Source organism: Kocuria salsicia (genome assembly GCF_007681555.1).
Taxonomy (GTDB): Bacteria; Actinomycetota; Actinomycetes; order Actinomycetales; family Micrococcaceae; genus Kocuria; species Kocuria salsicia.
Map to the genome: position 1 here is coordinate 40,295 of NZ_VELE01000001.1, position 20,649 is coordinate 60,943.

Below are 20,649 nucleotides of genomic sequence, written 5' to 3' on the forward strand. Positions count from 1 at the left end.
GCTGGTTGTGACGTGGCGCTGCGTGGTGGATGCCGTGGAGCGCCTGCTCAGGCCACCGGGTTGAACCGGAGGACCAGCGCGTAGCCGACGATGGCCAGCACCCAGATGATCGCCAGCACGGTGGTGATGCGCACGACGTTCTTCTGCGCCGCACCGGAGGTGTTCAAGGACTGTGTCATTCCGCCGCCGAACATGTCCGACAGACCACCGCCTTTGCCCTTGTTGAGCAGGACGAACATGATGCACAGGATGCTCGTGACCACGATGACCGCCTGGAGGGCGATCAGGAGGATCTCCACGAAATGCCTCGATTCACATAGAACTGGGGGTGAGCAACGCGCCGACCGAAAGCTGACGCGACATCACTGATCGGTGACCAGGTGCTGCTCGAACCGTGCAATCTTAGCAAACTCCTCCGCATCGAGGCTGGCACCGCCCACGAGGGCACCGTCCACGTCCGGACCCGCCATGATGGAGGCCACGTTCGAGGACTTCACCGAGCCGCCGTAGAGCACACGGGTGGCGCGCGCGAACTCCGCGCCGTAGAGGCTCTCGAGCTCCGCACGCACGGCCTTCGCCATCTCCTGCGCGTCCTCGGGGCCGGCGACCTCACCGGTGCCAATGGCCCACACGGGCTCGTAGGCCACCACGAGGCCTTCGAGTTCGCCGGCGGTCAGCTCCGCGAGGCTGCCGCGCAGCTGCTCAAGCGTGTACTCCACGTGACGCCCGGCCTGGCGCTCCTCGAGCCCCTCCCCCACGCACAGCATGGGGGTGAGGCCGTGTCGGATCGCGGCACGGATCTTGTCCCGGCACTGCTCGTTCGTCTCGTGGTGGATGAGGCGTCGCTCGGAGTGGCCCACCAGTACGTAGCTGCAGCCGAGCTTGGCGAGGAACTCACCGGAGACGTCGCCCGTGTAGGCCCCCTTGTCCTGGTCGGAGAGGTCCTGTGCCCCGTACTTGATCTGCAGGCCGTCCCCCTCCACCAGGGACTGCACCGATCGCAGGTCCGTGAACGGCGGGAAGACCACCACCTCCGCACGGGAGTAGTCGTGCTTGGCGTCCTTGAGCGTCCACGCGAGCTTCTGGACCAGCGCGATGCCCTGCGTGTGGTCCATGTTCATCTTCCAGTTGCCCGCGATCACGGGCGTCCGGTCGAAAACTCCGTTGGTCTGCGTGGTCATGCTGAGACTCCTTCGCTCGGATGGCTGGTGCTTTGTGGGGCGCTCACGCGCCGAGGGCCACCACGCCCGGAAGCTGCTTGCCCTCGATGAATTCCAGGGAGGCGCCGCCGCCTGTGGAGATGTGGCCGAACTGCTCGTCCCGGTAGCCCAGGTTGCGCACGGCGGAGGCGGAGTCGCCGCCGCCGATCACGCTCATGGCGTCGGACGTGGCCAGCGCCTGCGCCACGGCCTTGGTGCCGTTGGCGAACGGGGCCATCTCGAACACGCCCACCGGGCCGTTCCAGAACACAGTCTTCGCCGCGGCGATCTTCTCCGCGAAGATCTTTGCGGACTCGGGCCCGATGTCCAGGCCCAGGCCGGAGTCGCCGATGGAGCCGCCCTCGATGTCCGCCACGGGGCGCACCTCGTGCTCAGCGTCCTCCGAGAAGTTCGCGGCGTAGACGACGTCCACGGGCAGCACGATCTCTGTGCCGGCCGCCTCCGCCCGGTCCAGGTAACCCTTGACGGTGTCGATCTGGTCCTTCTCCAGCAGTGACGAACCCACGGCGTGACCCTGCGCGGCGAGGAAGGTGAAGACCATGCCGCCGCCGATCAGCAACGAGTCCGCCTTGCCGATCAGGTTGTCGATCACAGCGAGCTTGTCGGAGACCTTGGAGCCGCCCATGACCACCACGAACGGGCGCTCTGGGTCCGAGATGACCTTGCTCAGCACGTCCACTTCCGTCTTCACCAGATCACCCAGGTAGCTCGGCAGCTCGTACGCGATGTCGTACACGGAGGCGTGCTTGCGGTGCACGGCGCCGAAAGCGTCGTCCACGTACGCGCCGTTCTCACCGGTCAGCGCGGCGAGCTCCTTGGCGAACTGCTGCCGCTCGGCGTCGTCCTTGGAGGTCTCGCGCGGGTCGAAGCGGACGTTCTCGAGCACCAGGATCTGGCCGTCCTCGAGCGCGTCCGACTTGGCCTTCGCGTCTTCGCCGACCACGTCAGTGGCGACGACTACGGGTGCCTCGGAGAGCTTGGCCAGCCGGTCAGCGGCGGGCTTGATGGAGTACCTCGGGTCCACGGTTCCCTTGGGCCGTCCCAGGTGCGCCATGACGATGACGCGCGCACCAGCCTCCGCGAGCTTGCTGAGGACGGGCAGGGACGCGCGCACGCGTCCGTCGTCCGTCACCGTGGAGCCGTCGAGCGGAACGTTGAGATCCGAGCGCACGAGAACTCGGCGCCCCGAGACCCCCTCGGCAATGAGATCGTCGAGCGACTTGGCCATGTCTGTCATCCTTTCCCTGGGGTGATCACGATCTGACGACAGTGGCGCCGGCACCCTCGGGGCACCGGCGCCACTGAACGGTCTGACTCAGAGCTTATCGGCCACGTACGAGACGAAGTCCACCAGGCGGATGGTGTAGCCCCACTCGTTGTCGTACCAGGCGATGACCTTGACCTCGTTGTCGATGACCTTGGTCAGCGGCGCGTCGAACACCGTGGAGACGTCGTAGCCCTCGATGTCCTTGGAGACCAGCGCCTCTTCCGAGTACTCGATGATGCCCTTGAACGGGCCCTCCGCAGCCTTCTTCACGGCGGCGTTCACGGCCTCGACCGTGACGTCCTCGCGCACGTCCACGGTGAGGTCCACGAGCGAGCCCGTGGGGACCGGCACGCGGACGGCGAAGCCGTCCAGCTTGCCCTTGAGCTCCGGGAGCACGAGGCCCACAGCGGCTGCGGCACCGGTGGTCGTGGGAATGAGGTTCAGCGCGGCCGCGCGGGCACGGCGCAGATCCTTGTGGGGGGCGTCGTGCAGGCGCTGGTCACCCGTGTAGGCGTGGATGGTGGTCATCAGGCCGCGCTCGATGCCGAACTCGTCGTTGAGAACCTTGGCCAGCGGCGCCAGGCAGTTGGTGGTGCAGGAGGCGGCCGAGACGATGTTCATGGTCTCGGGGTCGTAGGATTCCTGGTTCACGCCGTAGACGAAGGTGCCGTCAACCTCCTTGCCCGGGGCAGACAGGACGACCTTCTTGGCGCCCGCGTCCAGGTGCGCCTTGGCCTTGGGACCGGTGGTGAAGCGACCGGTGGACTCGATCACGATGTCCACGCCGAGCTCGCCCCAGGGCAGCTTGGAGGGGTCAGGCTCGGCCAGGAACTTGACCTTGTGGCCGTCCACCGTCATGACGTCCCCGTCCAGGGAAACGTCCGTGGCGAGACGGCCCATCACGGAGTCGAACTCGAAGAGGTGCTTGAGCGTCTCGGGATCGGTGAGGTCGTTCACCGCGACCAGCTCGATGTCGTGGCCGTGGTGGCTGTACAGCGCCCGCGCGAAGTTGCGGCCGATGCGCCCGAAACCGTTGATGCCAACCTTGACTGTCACTGCGATCTCCTCTGTGTCGTGGTGCGGCAGGCCGCGGTCGTCATGGCCGCGCTACCGTGATGTTGGATCGAAACCAATCGGTCTCATTCCCACACCGCGGTGGCCGCCCGTCGGGCGGTCCCGCCTGGTCTTTCGGCTCTATTCTACCGGGATCCGGGCCGCTGCGACAGTGGCAAAACCGAGTTTTCACGTCTCATTCACCTGACCCCACACAAACCCACATGAGGTCGGACCCGCCAAGAGGCCGCCAGTCAGGCGTTGGACCGGGCCGGGTCCGTCTGCTCGGCGTGCTCCGCACTCGCGTGGGCCGCGAACTCGGACGTGGTGGCCACGCCGAGCTCCTCCGCGCGGCGGTCAGCCATGGCGAGCAGGCGTCGGATCCGCCCCGCGATCGCGTCCTTGGTCAGCGGGGGCTCGGACAGCCTGCCTAGTTCGTCCAAACTCGCCTGCTTGTTGGCCACCCGCAGCCGACCCGCGGCACGCAGGTGCTCGGGCGCCTCGTCGCCCAGGATGGCGAGGGCGCGCTCGACCTTGGCGCCCGCGGTGACGGCGGCCTGGGCGGAACGGCGCAGGTTGGCGTCGTCGAAGTTGGCGAGCCGGTTCGCCGTGGCCCTCACCTCCTTGCGCATGCGGCGGTCCTCCCACTGCAGCAGGGCCCGATGGGCACCCAGACGGGTGAGCAGCGCCGCAATGGTGTCGCCGTCGCGCACGACCACCCGGTCCACTCCGCGGACCTGCCGCGCCTTGGCGAGCACGTCCAGGCGCCGGGCCGAGCCCACGAGCGCAAGTGCCGCCTCTGGACCCGGGCATGTGAACTCCATGGCGGCCGCCCGCCCCGGCTCCGTGAGCGAGCCGTGGGCCAGGAACGCTCCTCGGATCACGGCGGCGGACTCCTCCACGCTGCCGTTGACCACCGTGGGCGGCAGTCCCCGCACCGGGCGCCCGTGGGCGTCCAGCAGACCCGTGCGACGGGCGAGGGCCTCACCGTCCTTGGCCACCCGCACCACCCAGGTGCGGTCGCGGCGCAGCCCCCCGCCGCTGATCACGCCGAGCTCGCAGTCGTGGCCGAAGACCTCTCCCACGGTCCGGGCCGTGCGCCGGGCCACGGACTCGGTGTCGAGCTCCGCCTCCACAACGATCCGTCCGCCCACAATGTGCAGACCACCCGCGAAGCGCAGCAGGGCGGAGAGCTCCGCGGCGCGCACGGCCGACTTGCGGACCTGCAGATGGGCGAGTTCTTCCTTGACCGAGGCGGTCAATGCCATGACGGACGATCTCCTTGACGCTAGGTGGACGGAGGGGTACGGGGCCGTCAGCCCCGCGCGTTCATGATCTGCTGGTAGGCGGCCGCCAGTTTGAAGGGGTTGTGCGCGGAGCTGCCGTTCTTCTCCCGCAGGGAGTCCCAGTGCACCTCCGCTCCCAGCTGGGCGGCCGCGGCCTCGACGTCCTTGGGCGACTCGGCCGCCGAGGGGTCCGCGAGGACGACGTCGAGGCGCAGCTCGGGCGCGTAGCGCTGAAGCACGCGCAGCTGGTCTCCCGAGCCCATGCTGAGGGTCTCGGAGTCCCGCGAGAGGTTGAGCGTGACGAGACGCTTGGCCGGGGACGCGCAGATCGCGTCCCGCAGCTCGGGCAGCAGCAGGTGAGGCAGCACCGAGGTGTGCCACGAACCGGGACCGAGCACCACCCACGCCGCCTCCTCGATCGCGGAGACGGCCTCCGGGCACGCCGGGGCGTCCGCCGGGCTGAGCCGCACGTTGCACACGTCCGCCTCCTTGGCCAGCCGGGACTGGCCGGTGACGGTTCGCACGATCCTCTCAGGGGGGCACGCCGTCGTCGGGCTGCTGCCCGGGGAGACATCTCCCTCGATCACGAGCGGCTCGCAGCTCATGGGCAGCACCTGGCCGCGGGCGCCGAGCAGCGCGCCGGCCCAGCGCAGACCTTCCACGGGGTCCCCGAGAAGCTCCCACAGCGTCACGATGAGCAGATTGCCGAGGGCGTGGTTGTCGAGCCCCTCGTCGGGGTGCTGCTCGACGCTGAAGCGGTGCTGCATGACGTCGCTCCACGTGCGGCCCCACTGGGAGTCGTCGCACAGGGCGGCCAGCGCCATCCGGAGGTCACCGGGGGGCAGCACGCCGAGGTCATCGCGCAGCCGGCCGGAGGATCCACCGTCGTCCGCGACCGTGACGACCGCCGTGAGAGCCGGCGCCAGCAGCCGCAGGGCCGAGAGGCTCGCGGAGAGACCGTGGCCACCGCCCAGGGCGACCACGGAGTCCGCGTCCGTGAGGGATTCTCGCGCGGAGGGGTCCAGGGAGTGGTAGGGATCCACGTCGCGGCGGCTGCTCAGCGGCAGCCGGGGCAACGCACCCGTCGAAGGAAATGTGCTCATGGGATCCGTCATGTCAGGGGGCGGGACTATTCGCGGCCCATGTCCCGGTGCTGGATGTTCACAGTCACCCTCGGGGACTTGCCAAGCCTCCGGGCGACCTCCTCGGTGATCGCGACCGAGCGGTGCTTGCCGCCCGTGCAGCCGATGGCGATGGTCGCGTAGTGCTTGCTCTCGGTGCGGTAGCCCGCGAAGACCGGTTCGAGCATGGCCACGAAGCGGTCCACGAAGGTCTGGGCGCCCTCGTTGCCGAAGACGTAGTCCCGCACCTCGGGATCCTTGCCCGTACGGGGGCGCAGCGCGGGGACCCAGTGCGGGTTGGGGATGAACCGCACGTCCGCCACGAAGTTCGCGTCCGCGGGCACCCCGTACTTGAAGCCGAAGCTCATCACGGTCAGGCGCAGCACCACGGGCCCGCTCGTGGAGAACATGTCCGCCACGGCCCGGGTCAGGGCGTGCACGTTGAACGAGGAGGTATCCAGCACCGAGTCCGCCGTCTCGCGCAGGTCCTTCAGCGTCTCCCGCTCCGCCCTGATCCCGTCCAGGATCCGCCCGCCGCCCTGCAGGGGGTGGGGCCGGCGCTGGTGCTCGTAGCGCGAGACCAGCACCTCGTCCGATGCCTCGAGGTAGAGCACCGAGAACTCGACGCCTGAGGTCTCCAGCGCGGCCAAGGTCTCCTTCATGTCGTTGAACAGGGCCTTGCCGCGCACGTCGATCACGACCGCCAGCTTGGGCAGGGTCTGCGGGGCGCGGCACGCCAGGTCCGCGAGAGTGCCGAGCATCTGTGGCGGCAGGTTGTCCACCACGTACCAGCCCAGGTCCTCCAGTGCGTTCGCGGCCGTGGAACGGCCCGCGCCCGACATCCCGGTGACGATGAGCAGCTCCGTCGTGGGAGGCTTCACCGGCTCCAGCGCGTGGTGTGCGGCATCCGGGGGTGGGGTGCTCATGGGGTGAAGGACCGCCTGATCTGCCGACTGCAAGGTTCCCCCCAGGGTAGACCAGTTTCACGTCAGTCGAGCAGCTCTCCGGTCTCCGTATCGATCACGGGCTCGCGGACGGCGGACTCCCGGCCGCCCAGGGCCTCCGCGACCTTCACCGCCAGCGCGGGGCCGAAGCCGTTGACCTCGAGGATCTCCTCCGCGGAGGCCGCCCGCAGCTTCTTGACCGAGCCGAAGTGCTTGAGAAGTGCCTTCTGCTTGGCCGGGCCCAGCCCCGGGATCTCGTCCAGTGCGGAAACCGTCATGGCCTTGGAGCGTTTCTGGCGGTGGAACGTGATCGCGAAGCGGTGGGCCTCGTCCCGGACCCGCTGCATCAGGAACAGCCCCTCGGAGGCGCGCGGCAGGATCACGGGGAACTCGTCGTCCGGCACCCAGACCTCCTCCAGGCGCTTGGCCAGGCCCACCACGTGCACGTCCGTGACGCCGAGGTCGTCCAGTGCCCGCTGGGCGGCGGCCACCTGAGGCGGGCCGCCGTCCACGATCACGAGGTTGGGCGGGTAGGCGAACGCGCGCGACGTCGCGTCCTCCGTGTCCGCCTCGACCTCCCCCGTGCTCACGCCCTTCTCCTCGGCGCGGCGCTGCTGCTCCACGTGGCGGGAGAACCGGCGGTGGATCACGTCGTACATGGAGGCGGTGTCGTCCCGGGCGGCGTCACCGGTGATCGAGAACTTGCGGTACTCGGACTTGCGGGGCAGTCCGTCCTCGAACACGACCATGGACGCGACAACATTGGTGCCCTGGACGTGGGAGATGTCGTAGCACTCGATGCGCATGAGCGCGTCCGGCAGCCCGAGCGCCTCCTGTAGCTGCTGCAGGGAGGCGGACCGGGTGGTGAGGTCTCCCGCGCGGCGGGACTTGTGCAGCGCCAGCGCCTGCCGGGCGTTCTCCGCCACGGTCTCCAGCAGCTGCGCCTTCTCCCCCCGCTGGGGCCGCTGGATGCTCACGTGCGAGCCGCGCAGCTCGCTCAGCCACCCGCGCAGCTCGTCCGTCTCGTCCGGCTCCGCGGACACGTAGACGGTGCGCGGGATGGTGTCCTGGCGGTAGGCGAGCTCGGAGGTCCTGCGGTGCTGGCCCACCACGTCCTCGCTGCCCTGGGCGGCACTCCTGCGCCGGGTCCGGGCGGGCTGCGCGAGCCCGGACTGCGCCTCCCCGTAGACCTGCTGCAGCAGGTTGGTCATCAGCTCGGCGGTCGTCACGTCCTCGACCTTCTCTGTGACCCACCCACGCTGGCCACGGATGCGCCCGCCGCGCACGTAGAACACCTGCACGGCGGCCTCGAGCTCGTCCTCGGCGATCGCGAAGAAGTCCGCGTCCGTGCTGTCCGGCAGAACCACCGTGTTGCGCTCGAACGCGCGCTCCAGGGCGGCGACGTCGTCCCGCCGGGCCGCGGCCGTCTCGAAGTCCATGCGCTCGGCGGCCTCGTTCATCTGGCGGGTCAGCTCGCGGATGTACGGCTTGGCGTGCCCGGCCATGAACCGGCAGAGGTCGTCAGCGAGCTCCCGGTGGTCCTCCCGGGAGATCTCCCCCACGCAGGGTGCGGAGCACTTGTCGATGTAGCCCAGCAGGCACGGCCGGCCGCTGCGCTCGGCCCGCTGGAACACGCCCTTGGTGCACGTGCGCACGGGGAACACCCGCAGCAGCGCGTCCAGGGTGTCGCGGATGGCCCACGCCTGGGAGTAGGGGCCGAAGTAGCGGTTGCCCGGCTTCTTCTCCCCCCGGGTGACCATGGCGCGCGGGACGTCCTCGGACATCGTCACGGCCAGGTACGGGTAGGACTTGTCGTCCCGGTAGGCGATGTTGAACCGCGGCGCGAACTCCTTGATCCACGTGTACTCGAGCTGCAGGGACTCGAACTCGGAGCCCACCACGGTCCACTGCACCGCGGCGGCCGTGGTCACCATGGCCCGCGTCTTGGGCGCGAGCTGGTTCAGCGGCGCGAAGTACGAGGACAGGCGGTTGCGCAGGTTCTTGGCCTTGCCCACGTAGATGACGCGGCCGTGCTCGTCCCGGAAGCGGTAGACGCCCGGATTGGTGGGGATGTCCTGTCGTGCCGGCCTGTAGCTTGCCGGATCAGCCATTCCCCAGGTCCCTCTGCGCCGACGGCGACACGTTGTAGACGTCCTTGCGGGGCTGGCCCGAGAGCCCGGCGATGGTGTCCATCACCTGGGCCACGAGATCCTTGCGCATCCGCCCGGTCTGGCGCATGCCGGCGGCGGGCACGGTGATGGGCTCCCCCACGTGCATCTCGAACTTGGCGGGGCGGATCATCGTGGCCCCCGGGGGCTGCAGCCGCTGGGTGCCGATCATGCCCACCGGCACCACGGGAGCGCCCGTGAGCAGGGCGAGGTAGGCGACGCCGGAGTGGCCCCGGTAGAGGTAGCCGTCCCGGGAGCGGGTGCCCTCCGGGTAGATCCCGAAGACCCGGCCCTGCTGCAGGTGCTCGACCGCCGGCTGCAGCGCGGCCACGGACTCGCTCTGCAGCCCGCGGGCCACCGGGATGATGTCGATGAACTCGAAGGCCTGACGCATCAGGCAGCCCTTGATCCCCGGGCTGTTCACGTACTCGGCCTTCGCGATGAACTTCACGCGGCGCGGCATGAACGCGGAGATGATGACCGAGTCCAGGAAGGTGAGGTGGTTGGAGGCGATGATGACGGGCCCCGTCTCGGGGAGCCGGTCCACGCCCGTGATCACCGGTCGGCAAAGCAGCTTGAGGGTCCGGGCCACCGTGGCCTTGGTCACGTCGTACTTGGTGATCATCGCTCGCGCTCCCTACTGCTCCGTGTATGGCAGGAGCAAGTGTGCCAAATCACCGGGCTCGTGGGCGAGTGCGGCACATTCGCCCTCCAGCTCGCCGGGCTGAGCGAAGCCCCACAGCGCGCCCACGCAGTCGATGCCGTGGCTGCGTGCGCCGTCCGCGTCGTAGCTGCGGTCCCCCACCATGACCGTGCGGGTGGGGTCGGGGGGCAGCGCCCCGAGCCTGCGCAGGGCCTCGCCGATGATCGCGGGCTTGTCGTGCAGGGGTCCGGGCGCGTTCGCGGCACCGGGGCCGTTCCCCGCACCCGCACCGGGACCGGCGAGGTCGTCCGCAGCGCCGGAGACGGTCTCGAAGTACCCGGCGAGGTCGAAGCGCTCGACCACGGTGGTCGCGATGCGCTCGGGCTTCTGCGTGGCGACGGCCTGCCGCACGCCCCGCTGCGCGAGGGTGTCGAGCACCTCCCGGATCCCGGGGTAGAGGCGCGTGCGCTCGAGGCCCTCGGTGAGGTAGCCGGCCCGGTAGACGGAGACCACCTGTCGGATCTGATCCTCCGGGACGTCGGTGTAGCGCCGCAGGGACTCCCCGATGGGCGGTCCGACGAAGCGTTCGAGGTTCTCCGGGACGTCGAACCCACACGTCCACAGCGCCTCCGCGATGCCGTCCGTGATGGCCCCGGCGGGGTCCAGGACGGTGCCGTCCAGGTCCCACAGCACCACGGGCCGCTGCGGGCTCACGCCCGCTCCCCCGACGTCGCCATCTCCCGCGTGGCCGGCTCGCCCGCCTCGTGGGCGGCTTCCCTCGCGGCGGAGCTCTCGAGCACCTCGCGCAGGAACTGGCCCGTGTAGCTGTCCTCGTTGCGGGCCACCTGCTCCGGGGTCCCCTCGGCCACGACCGTGCCACCGCCCGAGCCGCCGTTGGGGCCGAGGTCCACGATCCAGTCCGCGGACTTCACGACGTCCAGGTTGTGCTCGATGGTCATGACGCTGTTGCCCTTGTCCACGAGGCTCTGCAGCACCATCAGCAGCTTGCGGATGTCCTCGAAGTGCAGACCCGTGGTGGGCTCGTCCAGGACGTAGATGGTGCGCCCGTTGGAGCGCTTCTGCAGCTCCGCGGCGAGCTTCACGCGCTGGGCCTCGCCACCGGAGAGGGTGGTGGCAGGCTGGCCCAGGCGCACGTAGCCCAGGCCCACCTCCACGAGGGTGTTGAGGTAGCGCGCGATCGCGGTGAACGGGGCGAAGAACTCGGCCGCCTCCTCGATGGGCATGTCCAGCACCTCGGCGATGTTCTTGCCCTTGTAGTGCACCTCGAGGGTCTCGCGGTTGTATCGGGCCCCCTTGCACACCTCGCACGGAACGTAGACGTCCGGCAGGAAGTTCATCTCGATCTTCAGCGTGCCGTCACCGGAGCACGCCTCGCAGCGCCCGCCCTTGACGTTGAAGGAGAACCGGCCCTGCTGGTAGCCGCGGACCTTGGCCTCCTGGGTCTCCGCGAAGAGCTTGCGGATCCGGTCGAAGACCCCCGTGTACGTGGCGGGGTTGGAGCGCGGGGTGCGCCCGATGGGGCTCTGGTCCACGTGCACCACCTTGTCCAGGTGCTCCAGCCCGTCGATGCGCCGGTGGCGACCCGGCACCTGCTTGGCACCGTTGAGCTGGTTGGCCAGGCTCGTGTAGAGGATGTCGTTGACGAGCGTGGACTTCCCGGAGCCGGAGACACCCGTGACGGCCACGAAGACCCCCAGGGGGAAGTCCACCGTGAGGTTCTGCAGGTTGTTCTCGCGCGCCCCGACCACCGTCAGCTTGCGCTTGGGGTCGATCGGGCGGCGCTTCCGGGGCACCTCGATGAGCCTGCGCCCGGTGAGGTAGTCCGCGGTGATGGACTCCCGGTTGTGCAGCAGCTCGTCGTAGGTGCCGGAGTGCACCACGTCACCGCCGTGCACGCCGGCGCCGGGTCCCACGTCCACGACCCAGTCGGCCTCGCGCATGGTGTCCTCGTCGTGCTCCACCACGATGAGCGTGTTGCCCATGTCCCGCAGCCGCAGCAGGGTGTCGATCAGGCGCCGGTTGTCCCGCTGGTGCAGGCCGATGGAGGGCTCGTCCAGGACGTAGAGCACGCCCACGAGCCCGGCGCCGATCTGCGTGGCCAGCCGGATCCGCTGCGCCTCTCCGCCGGAGAGGGTGGCCGCGGCGCGCTCGAGGTTGAGGTAGTCCAGCCCGACGTCGATCAGGAACGTCAGGCGCGCCACGATCTCCTTGAGCACTTGGTCGCCGATCTTCGCCTCGCGGCTGTCCAGCTCCAGCTGCTCGAAGAAGGTCAGGGAGTCCCGCATGGGCAGCCGGGTGGCCTCCGCGATGTTCTTCCCGCCCACGGTCACGCCGAGGATCGTGGGGTTCAGCCGCGCGCCCCCGCACTCGGGGCAGGCCACCTGCCGCATGTACTGCTCGTAGCGGTCCTTGGCGTGGTCCGACTCGGTCTCCTCGTGCTTGCGCTTGATGTAGCCGAAGACCCCCTCGAAGCCCTGGGTGTAGCGCCGCTCGCGGCCCCACCTGTTCTTGTAGGCCACGGTGACCTTGTAGTCCTTGCCGTGCAGGATCGCCTTGCGCGCCTTGGTCGGAAGGTCCTTCCAGGGCGTGACGAGGTCGAAGCCGACCTCCTCGCCGAGCCCGGCCAGCAGCCGGTTCCAGTAGTCGCTCGTGGCCTTGCCGAGGGACCACGGTGCAATGGCACCCTCCACGAGGGAGAGGTCCGGGTTCGGGACCACGAGGTCCTCGTCCACCTCGAGCCGCGAGCCGATGCCGTCGCACTCGGGGCACGCGCCGAAGGGCGCGTTGAAGGAGAAGGAGCGGGGTTCGATCTCGTCCGTCTGCAGCGGGTGCTCGTTGGGGCACGCGAGGTGCTCGGAGAACGTGCGCCGGGCATCCGCCCACGGGGACTCCTCCCCCTCTCGGGTCACGAGCTCCACCACCACGCGCCCGGAGGCCAGGTTCAGGGCGGTCTCCACGGAGTCCGTGAGCCGCTGCCGGGCGTCCGGCTTGGCGGTCAGGCGGTCCACCACGACGTCGATGGTGTGCTTGTACTGCTTCTTCAGCTTGGGAGCGTCCTCCAGCTGGACGGTCTCGCCGTCCACGACGGCGCGCGCGTAGCCCTGCTGGCTCAGCTGCTGGAACAGGTCCTGGAACTCGCCCTTGCGGCCCTTGACCACGGGTGCGAGCACCATGAAACGGGTGCGGTCGGGCAGCTCGAGCAGCTGGTCCACGATCTGCTGCGGGGTCTGCTTGGTGATGGGCTCCCCGCACACGGGGCAGTGCGGGTGGCCGATGCGCGCCCACAGCAGACGCATGTAGTCGTAGATCTCGGTGATGGTGCCCACCGTGGAGCGCGGGTTGCGGGAGGTGGACTTCTGGTCGATGGACACCGCCGGGGAGAGCCCCTCGATGAAGTCCACGTCCGGCTTGTCCACGCGCCCCAGGAACATGCGCGCGTAGGAGGACAGGGACTCGACGTAGCGCCGCTGACCCTCCGCGAAGATGGTGTCGAACGCGAGCGAGGACTTCCCGGACCCGGACAGGCCCGTGAACACGACCATGGAGTCCCGCGGGATGGTGAGGTCCACGTTCTTCAGGTTGTGCTCGCGCGCCCCCTGCACCACGATCTCCGTGAGGTCCGAGACCCCGGAGGCACGGGTCTTCGGCGCGTGCTCGTGTGCCGTGCGCTCGGCGAGCACGGACGTGGACTGGGCATCGGATGAAGGGGTTCGCTCTGACACGGCTGCAACTCTAGTCGCTGCCTCCGACACTCTTGGCGGCCCCGCGTCAGGCGCGGTGGCGGCCGCGCCCGGACGAGCTCTGCTCAGGCGACCCGTGATCCGGGGACCCGTACTCGGGCGCCCCGTGCTCAGGCGACCCCGCCTGCCCGTCCGGCTGCGCGGCGTCGTCGTCGGCACTGCTGGCCACCGCAGCGGAAACCGAGGGGTCCGAGGGGCCCGTCGTCGCAGGAGCCGCCGCGTGCGAACCGCGGGGCGACAGGGCCTCCTCGCCCCGGCGCTCGTGGGCGGAGCGGCGCAGGCCGGAGGCGCGCGCGTCGACCACGGGGATCTGCCCCGTCTCGGCGTGCTGCATGCGCAGCCCGGCGGCCGCAACCGGGTCCATGCGGCGCTGGACCACCGTGATCTGCCCGGTCTCCGGGTCCACCTCGGCCACGTCCACCGTGGCCCGCAGCGGGACCTCCACCATGAGCAGCACGCACGCCAGGGTGACCAGGGACGCGATACCCGCCACCAGGAAGAGCAGACCGGTGCCCGTGCCGTAGGCCTCGCGGATCGCTTCCAGCACGGCGGGCGGCAGGCCCGCGAGGTCCATCGAGGCGGCGTCCGGCGTGGCGGAGGAGTCCATGCCGTGCTCGGCGGCGAAGGCCGTCATCTGCGTGGAGAGGTGACGGGTGAGCAGCGCGCCGAAGAGCGAGACGGCCACGGCGCCGCCCACGGTGCGAAAGAAGGCCACGGCCGAGGACGCCGCACCCATGTCCTTGAGCCCCACGGTGTTCTGCACCGCGAGCACGAGGTTCTGGTTCAGCGTGCCCACGCCCAGGCCCACGAGGCAGATGAACACCCCCACGAGCCACGCCGGCGTGGTGTGGTTCAGCTGCGAGGCGAGGAACAGGCCCGTGGAGAGCACCATGCCGCCCACGATCAGCACGCGCTTCCACCGGCCGAAGCGGGTGATCAGCTGCCCCGCGACCATGGACCCCAGGAACGAGCCGACCACCTGCGGGAGCATGAGCAGGCCGGACTCGGTGGGCGTGTAGCCCTGGCCAAGCTGGAAGTACTGGCCCAGGTAGGTGGTGGAGGCGAACATGGCACCGCCGGTGGCGATCGCGGCGATGATCGCGAGCACGGTGGTGCGCTCCGTGATCACGTTCAGCGGCATGGCGGGCTCGCTCGCGCGCCGCTCCACGGCCACGAACGCCACGGTGCCGAGCACGGTCACCACGATCAGCGCGATCGACTGCCACGCCCCCCACTCGAAGAGCTTGCCCGCAAAGGAAACCCACAGCAGCAGCCCGGAGGTGGCCACCGCGAGCAGGGCCATGCCCAGCACGTCCACCTTGGGTGTCTGCTCGCGCCGGACCTCCGGCACGTGCAGCGTGCGCACGATCAGCACCGCCGCGAGGACGGACAGCGGCACGGGGATCAGGAAGCACCAGCGCCAGCCGAAGGCGTCCACGATCAGCCCGCCCAGCAGCGGCCCCACGGACGTGGCCACGGCCATCACGGCCCCCATGTACCCCGCGTAGCGCCCCCGCTCGCGCGGGGCGATGATCGCTCCCAGGATGGTCTGGGACAGCGCCGTGAGACCTCCCATGCCCACGCCCTGGATCACGCGGGCCACCACGAGCATGGTGATCGAGCCGGCGAGACCCGCGACCGCCGAGCCGACCACGAAGATGGCGATGGCGCCCAGCAGCAGCTTCTTCTTGTCGAAGAGGTCGGCCAGCTTGCCCCACACCGGGGTGGTGACGGCGTTGGCGAGCAGCGTGCCCGTGACCGTCCACGACAGCGCGGTCTGGTCCCCGCCGAGATCCGCCATGATGACGGGCAGGGCGGTGCCGATGATGGTCAGGGTGACCATCGCCATGAAGAACGCGGCGAGGATTCCGGTCAGGGCCCGCAGGACGTCGCGGTGCTCCTGGTCGGGGGTGCGGGCGGTGCGGGCGGGGCGGCCCGGGTCCTGGGTGGCTGTCACGAGCGGGTCTCCTCTCCGCGCTCCGGGGACACCGGTGCGGCGGGTTGCGGGGGTGGGGTGTGGGACTCAGTCTCCCGGGCAGCGGGCGGTGTGCTCTCCCGGCCGGTGCCCAGCGACCGCGTCAGAAGGTCCGTGAGACTGGACAGGTCCTCGCGGGTGCGGCGCGCCCGGGCCTCGTCCAGCCCGGCCAGCCGGGCGGCGAGGTGTTCGGCGTCCTGGCGCAGGTGCGCCTCAAGCGCCCGGCGACCGGTCTCCGTGATGTCCACGATCTGGGCGCGGCCGTCCTGAGGGTCCTGCGCGCGGGCCACGTGGCCCAGCTGCTCCAGGGCCGCGAGGTGCCGGCTCATCCCGGACGCCCCCAGGCTGGACTCGGCCACCAGGTCCTTCGCGCGGCGACCAGGCCGGCACGAGAGGAACGTGAGGACGTTCACCTGCGACGTCGACAGCCCCCGGTGCGCCGCCGTCTCCTTGAGCACCCGGCGGGTGGCCCGCTGCAGCTCGAACAGGTCGCGGACGAGCTCCTCGGCGGTCTCGCGGGACAGGGGCACGGGCACCTCCCGGGCGGGGTCGGAGGGCACACGGGTGCCACGGAAAGATATTTGTTTCACGCAACTATATGGTGCGATGCGTGCCGCGTCCACGGGGACGGTGCTGGATCCGCCACACCCCGCGCGTCGCACGGCCTGGACCGTTCGCCCGCAACCGGGCTGCGGCCTAGACTCTCTGCCATGATCGCCACCCAGACAGAGGTCACGGAGCTCACCGACATCACGATTCGGCGCATCTCCGTGAGTGACATGGACAACAACGTGTACCTGCTGACCTCCAAGGCGGAGGGCACGCAGGTGCTCATCGACGCCGCGGACAACGCCCGCGCCATCGCCGGGATGGTCGCCGCGGGCTCGGGTGACTGCTCGGACTGGGCCAACCTCCAGCTGATCGTCACCACGCACTCGCACTGGGACCACGTGCGGGCGCTGGAGGAGGTGGCCACGCACTCGGAGGCCATGACCGCGTGCGGCGCGGCGGACGAGAACGACATCGCGGTGCCCATGGACCTCACCTTCGAAAACGGGGACACCGCTGAGCTGGACGGCTTCGAGCTGGAGGTCATCGAGCTGCGCGGGCACACCCCCGGTTCCATTGCGCTCGTCTACCGGGACCCGCACGGCCCCGCCCACATCTTCACCGGCGACTCACTCTTCCCGGGCGGTCTCGGCAAGACGGACTCCCCCGAGGCGTTCCGTCAGCTCTACTCGGACGTCACGCAGCGGATCTTCGATCGCTTCGACGACGACACCGTGGTCCACCCCGGCCACGGTGCCCCCACAACCCTCGGCGCGGAGCGGCCGCACCTGCGGGAGTGGGAAGAGCGCGGCTGGTGAGCCCCGCCTCCTCCTCCGCCCCGTCCACCCCGGACCACGACGCCGCGGCCGCACGCTCCGCGGCGGACCGCGCCGCCTACGTGGCCGTCCTGGTGTTCCCCGTCCTCGTGCTGGGCGGTGGGCTCGCGGGGTACCTCTTCGCGCCCACCGTGCACCACGCGTCGCCCTGGACCAACACCCTGCTGGGGCTCGTGATGTTCGGGATGGGCCTGACCCTGCGCCCGGCGGACTTCGCGCTCGTGGCCAAGCGCCCGGTGCCCATCGTGGTGGGGGTGCTCGCGCAGTACGTGGTGATGCCCGGGGTCGCCGTGTTCGTCTCGTGGCTGATGCAGCTGCCTCCGGAGATCGCCGCCGGCGTGATCCTTGTGGGCTGCGCCCCGGGCGGCACGGCGTCGAACGTGGTCTCGTACCTGGCTCGCGGTGACGTGGCCGTGTCCGTGACCATGACCTCGATCTCCACCCTGCTCGCTCCCCTGCTCACACCATTGCTGACGCTGTGGCTCGCCGGTGCGTACATGCCCCTCGACGGCGCCGCCATGGCCCGCTCGATCGCGATGGTCGTGCTGCTGCCCGTGGTGCTCGGGCTGGTGGTCCGCCTCGCCCTGCCCCGCGTGGTCTCCCGCCTGCTCCCGGTGCTGCCCTGGTTCTCCGTGGTGGTGATCGCCGCCATCGTGGCCATCGTGGTCTCCGGGTCGGCGGACAAGATCGTGCAGGCGGGGCTGCTCGTGCTCGCGGCCGTCGCCGTGCACAACGTGCTCGGGCTGCTCCTCGGCTGGGCCGTGGGACGGGTGACGGGCCAGCCCGCGCCGGTGCGGCGCACCACCGCCATCGAGGTGGGCATGCAGAACTCGGGTCTCGCAGCCGGTCTCGCCGCGCAGTACATGTCCCCGGTGGCCGCCCTGCCCGGTGCCGTGTTCTCCGTGTGGCACAACCTCTCGGGTGCGGTCTTCGCGCTGCTGTGCCGCCGGGTGGACGCCCGCGCCGCCGCACGGGGCGAACTCTAGGCCGGTCGATTCCCGCGGGCACGGCGGCCACCTCCCGCCGCGCCGTGGCCACCTGGAGGAACCCCTTCCCGCCCGCGGGGCGCGGCGCCTGCGCGTCCCCCCACTGGGGCGAGAGCGACGTCGTTCTGCGTGTCAGGGGCTCCCGATAGGCTGGCTGGGATGAAACTCCTCGACTCCCTGGCACCCGATCTCTCCGCACCCGGCCACCACTACCTGCGGGGTGACTTCGCGTCCAACCCGCTGAGCGAGGACGAGGTTTACGAGGGGTTCTTGGGCTGGATCGCCTCCCGGGACATGGAGCTGTACCCCGCGCAGGACGAGGCCGTGCTGGAGGTGGCCAACGGGTCCAACGTGATCCTGGCGACCCCCACGGGCTCGGGGAAGTCCACCGTGGCCGTGGCCGCGCACTTCGCGGGGCTCGCTCGCGGGCAGCGCTCGTACTACACGGCACCCATCAAGGCACTCGTGTCCGAGAAGTTCTTCGACCTCTGCGAGATCTTCGGCGCGGAGAACGTGGGCATGGTCACCGGCGACTCCGCCGTGAACCAGGACGCCCCCATCGTGTGCTGCACCGCGGAGATCCTCGCCAACGTGGCCCTGCGCGAAGGCCCGGACGCAGACCTCGGCCTGGTGGTCATGGACGAGTTCCACTTCTACGCGGACCCCCAGCGCGGGTGGGCGTGGCAGGCCCCGCTCATCGAGCTGCCCCAGGCCCAGTTCCTCCTCATGAGCGCCACCCTCGGGGACGTCTCCCGCATCGAGCAGCGGCTCGAGGAGACCACCGGGCGCGCCACGGCGCTCGTGACCTCCACCGAGCGGCCCATCCCCCTGCACTACTACTACTCCGAGCGCCCGATCCACGAGGAGCTCGAGGAGCTGCTCACCACCCACCAGGCCCCGGTCTACGTGGTGCACTTCTCCCAGCTGCAGGCCGCGGAGCAGGCGCAGAACCTGATGTCCGTGGACGTGCTGAGCAAGGACGAGAAGCAGCGGGTCGCGGAGCTCATCAAGGATTTCCGGTTCTCGGCCGGCTTCGGCAAGACGCTGAACCGGCTCGTGCGCCACGGAATCGGCGTGCACCACGCGGGCATGCTGCCCAAGTATCGCCGGCTCGTGGAGCAGCTCGCCCAGACCGGGCTGCTGAAGGTCATCTGTGGCACAGACACCCTGGGCGTGGGGATCAACGTGCCCATCCGCACGGTAGTGATCACGGCGCTGTCCAAGTACGACGGCCACCGCACCCGCCGGTTGAGCGCGCGCGAGTTCCACCAGATCGCCGGTCGTGCCGGCCGTGCCGGGTACGACACCGCCGGAACGGTGGTGGTCCAGGCCCCGGAGCACGTGATCGAGAACGAGCGGGCCATGGCGAAGGCACGGGCCAAGCACGGGGACGACCAGAAGAAGCTGCGCCAGGTGCCCAAGAAGAAAGCGCCCGAAGGATTCGTGTCCTGGAGCCGCAAGACCTTCGACCACCTGGTGGAAGCCACGCCCGAGCCCCTCACCTCGTCCTTCGACGTCACCCACTCCATGGTGCTCAACATGCTCCAGCGCCCCGGGGACAACATCACCGCGGGCTACCGGCTGCTCACCAGCGTGGACGAGCCCCGGGCGCGCCAGCGCGCTCTCGTGCGCCAGGCCCTCGCCATCCTCAAGGAGCTGCTGCGCGCCGGGGTGGTCGTGCGGCTGCCCGAGCCGGACGAGACGGGGCGCCGCTACCGGCTCACCGTGGAGCTGCAGGAGAACTTCGCGCTCAACCAACCGCTGTCACCATTCGCCCTCGCCGCGCTGGGACTGCTGGACCCGGAGTCCGAGACGTACGCCCTCGACGTCGTCTCCGTCATCGAGGCCACCCTCGAGAAGCCCCGGCAAGTACTGAACCTGCAGGAGAAGAAGGTCAAGGGCGAAGCGCTGGCCGCCATGAAGGCCGAGGGTCTCGAGTACATGGAGCGGATGCGCGAGCTCGACGAGATCACCTACCCGCAGCCGCTGAAGGAGCTCCTCGAGCAGGCGTTCGAGACCTACCGGAGTTCCGCGCCCTGGGTCTCCCAGTTCGAGCTCTCCCCCAAGTCGATCGTGCGGGACATGTACGAGCGCGCCATGACGTTCGGGGACTACGTGCAGTTCTACGGTCTGGCCCGTTCCGAGGGCATCCTGCTGCGCTACCTCTCGGACGCCTACAAGGCCCTGCGCCAGACGGTGCCCGTGGACGCGAGCACCGAGGCGCTCACGGACCTCGTGGAGTGGCTCGGCGAGAGCATCCGCCAGACCGACAACTCCCTGCTGGACGAGTGGGAGAAGCTCGCCTCCGGTGTGGAGTCTCCCTCCGGGACCAGCGTGGACTCGCTCGAGGAGCTCGTGGCGGAGCAGCCCGAGGGCGTCACCTCCAACACGCGGGCCTTCCGCGTCATGGTGCGCAACGCCCTGTTCCAGCGCGTGGAGCTCTTCGCTCAGGAGAAGGACAAGGTCCTCGGCGCGCTCGACGAGAAGACCGGGTGGAACCGCGACCGGTGGGCAGACGCCTTGGACGCCTACTTCGCCGAGTACGAGGACATCTACACGGATGCCCAGTCCCGCGGGCCGGCTCTGATCCGCATCAACGAGAACCCCGACGGTCTCGCGGGCTTCTGGACGGTCACGCAGGTCTTCGACGACCCCGACGGTCACCACGACTGGGGCATCAATGCGCGCATCGACCTCGCCGCCTCGGACGAGGACGGCTTCCCCGCGGTCCTTGTAGACAACGTGGGCAACGTGACGGAGACGGGGCGGTAACGCACTGCCGCTGATATGCGGTTTTAAACGCATAACATGCTGTCATGCAGTGCTGATCGCATAAAGCA

16 protein-coding genes are annotated in these 20,649 nt (G+C 69.8%); 3 read left to right on the top strand and 13 right to left on the bottom strand.

The genetic code is table 11. From position 1 onward, the window contains the following. Nucleotides 1-47: 47 nt before the first annotated feature. The 13 genes from secG to FS770_RS00285 all read right to left on the bottom strand — a co-directional run bounded on the left by secG (nucleotide 48) and on the right by FS770_RS00285 (nucleotide 16,061). Entirely contained in the window at nucleotides 48-299 is a 252-nt protein-coding gene (gene secG / locus FS770_RS00225) for a preprotein translocase subunit SecG (protein WP_144942656.1), read from the bottom strand. Between the two features lie 63 nt (nucleotides 300-362). After that, entirely contained in the window at nucleotides 363-1,181 is an 819-nt protein-coding gene (tpiA, locus tag FS770_RS00230) for a triose-phosphate isomerase (RefSeq protein ID WP_094394033.1), read from the bottom strand. Between the two features lie 43 nt (nucleotides 1,182-1,224). Beyond that, entirely contained in the window at nucleotides 1,225-2,448 is a 1,224-nt protein-coding gene (locus FS770_RS00235) for a phosphoglycerate kinase (protein ID WP_144942655.1), read from the bottom strand. Between the two features lie 87 nt (nucleotides 2,449-2,535). Beyond that, nucleotides 2,536-3,543 carry a type I glyceraldehyde-3-phosphate dehydrogenase gene (gene gap / locus FS770_RS00240; protein ID WP_145009183.1) on the bottom strand — a complete coding sequence of 336 codons (1,008 nt, stop codon included), beginning with the start codon at nucleotides 3,541-3,543 and terminating at the stop codon, nucleotides 2,536-2,538. 251 nt (nucleotides 3,544-3,794) lie between these two features. Next, a complete protein-coding gene (whiA, locus tag FS770_RS00245) occupies nucleotides 3,795-4,808 on the bottom strand; it encodes a DNA-binding protein WhiA (RefSeq protein WP_144942653.1) in 1,014 nt (337 codons plus the stop codon). A gap of 47 nt (nucleotides 4,809-4,855) precedes the next feature. Further along, nucleotides 4,856-5,929: a gluconeogenesis factor YvcK family protein gene (locus tag FS770_RS00250; RefSeq protein WP_145009185.1), complete on the bottom strand. Its 1,074-nt coding sequence runs from the start codon at nucleotides 5,927-5,929 to the stop codon at nucleotides 4,856-4,858. A 26-nt stretch (nucleotides 5,930-5,955) separates the two neighbouring features. Beyond that, complete coding sequence (gene rapZ / locus FS770_RS00255; protein WP_144942651.1) at nucleotides 5,956-6,873, bottom strand: RNase adapter RapZ; 918 nt, start codon at nucleotides 6,871-6,873, stop codon at nucleotides 5,956-5,958. Between the two features lie 62 nt (nucleotides 6,874-6,935). Beyond that, entirely contained in the window at nucleotides 6,936-9,002 is a 2,067-nt protein-coding gene (gene uvrC, locus FS770_RS00260) for an excinuclease ABC subunit UvrC (RefSeq protein WP_144942650.1), read from the bottom strand. Then, nucleotides 8,995-9,684: a lysophospholipid acyltransferase family protein gene (locus FS770_RS00265; protein ID WP_145009186.1), complete on the bottom strand. Its 690-nt coding sequence runs from the start codon at nucleotides 9,682-9,684 to the stop codon at nucleotides 8,995-8,997. Before FS770_RS00265 ends, uvrC begins: the two co-directional genes overlap by 8 nt. 12 nt (nucleotides 9,685-9,696) lie before the next feature. Continuing rightward, the gene (locus FS770_RS00270; protein ID WP_244944652.1) at nucleotides 9,697-10,416 is read right to left on the bottom strand and encodes an HAD hydrolase-like protein; all 720 of its coding nucleotides are present in this window, start codon (nucleotides 10,414-10,416) and stop codon (nucleotides 9,697-9,699) included. Continuing rightward, nucleotides 10,413-13,403 (bottom strand): excinuclease ABC subunit UvrA, encoded by a 2,991-nt coding sequence (gene uvrA / locus FS770_RS00275; protein WP_144942722.1) that lies wholly within the window; start codon nucleotides 13,401-13,403, stop codon nucleotides 10,413-10,415. Before uvrA ends, FS770_RS00270 begins: the two co-directional genes overlap by 4 nt. 88 nt (nucleotides 13,404-13,491) lie before the next feature. Continuing rightward, the gene (locus tag FS770_RS00280; RefSeq protein ID WP_244944653.1) at nucleotides 13,492-15,420 is read right to left on the bottom strand and encodes an MDR family MFS transporter; all 1,929 of its coding nucleotides are present in this window, start codon (nucleotides 15,418-15,420) and stop codon (nucleotides 13,492-13,494) included. Then, complete coding sequence (locus tag FS770_RS00285; protein WP_244944654.1) at nucleotides 15,417-16,061, bottom strand: MarR family winged helix-turn-helix transcriptional regulator; 645 nt, start codon at nucleotides 16,059-16,061, stop codon at nucleotides 15,417-15,419. Before FS770_RS00285 ends, FS770_RS00280 begins: the two co-directional genes overlap by 4 nt. Nucleotides 16,062-16,148: 87 nt before the next feature. Here FS770_RS00285 and FS770_RS00290 point away from each other — a divergent pair, with 87 nt between their 5' ends. The 3 genes from FS770_RS00290 to FS770_RS00300 all read left to right on the top strand — a co-directional run bounded on the left by FS770_RS00290 (nucleotide 16,149) and on the right by FS770_RS00300 (nucleotide 20,581). Next, on the top strand, nucleotides 16,149-16,805 hold the full coding sequence (locus tag FS770_RS00290) for an MBL fold metallo-hydrolase (RefSeq protein WP_145009188.1): 657 nt from the start codon (nucleotides 16,149-16,151) through the stop codon (nucleotides 16,803-16,805). After that, on the top strand, nucleotides 16,802-17,809 hold the full coding sequence (locus tag FS770_RS00295; protein ID WP_145009190.1) for a bile acid:sodium symporter family protein: 1,008 nt from the start codon (nucleotides 16,802-16,804) through the stop codon (nucleotides 17,807-17,809). The genes FS770_RS00290 and FS770_RS00295 overlap by 4 nt, the downstream gene beginning before the upstream one ends. 159 nt (nucleotides 17,810-17,968) lie before the next feature. After that, on the top strand, nucleotides 17,969-20,581 hold the full coding sequence (locus FS770_RS00300) for a DEAD/DEAH box helicase (RefSeq protein ID WP_145009192.1): 2,613 nt from the start codon (nucleotides 17,969-17,971) through the stop codon (nucleotides 20,579-20,581). Nucleotides 20,582-20,649 lie beyond the last annotated feature (68 nt).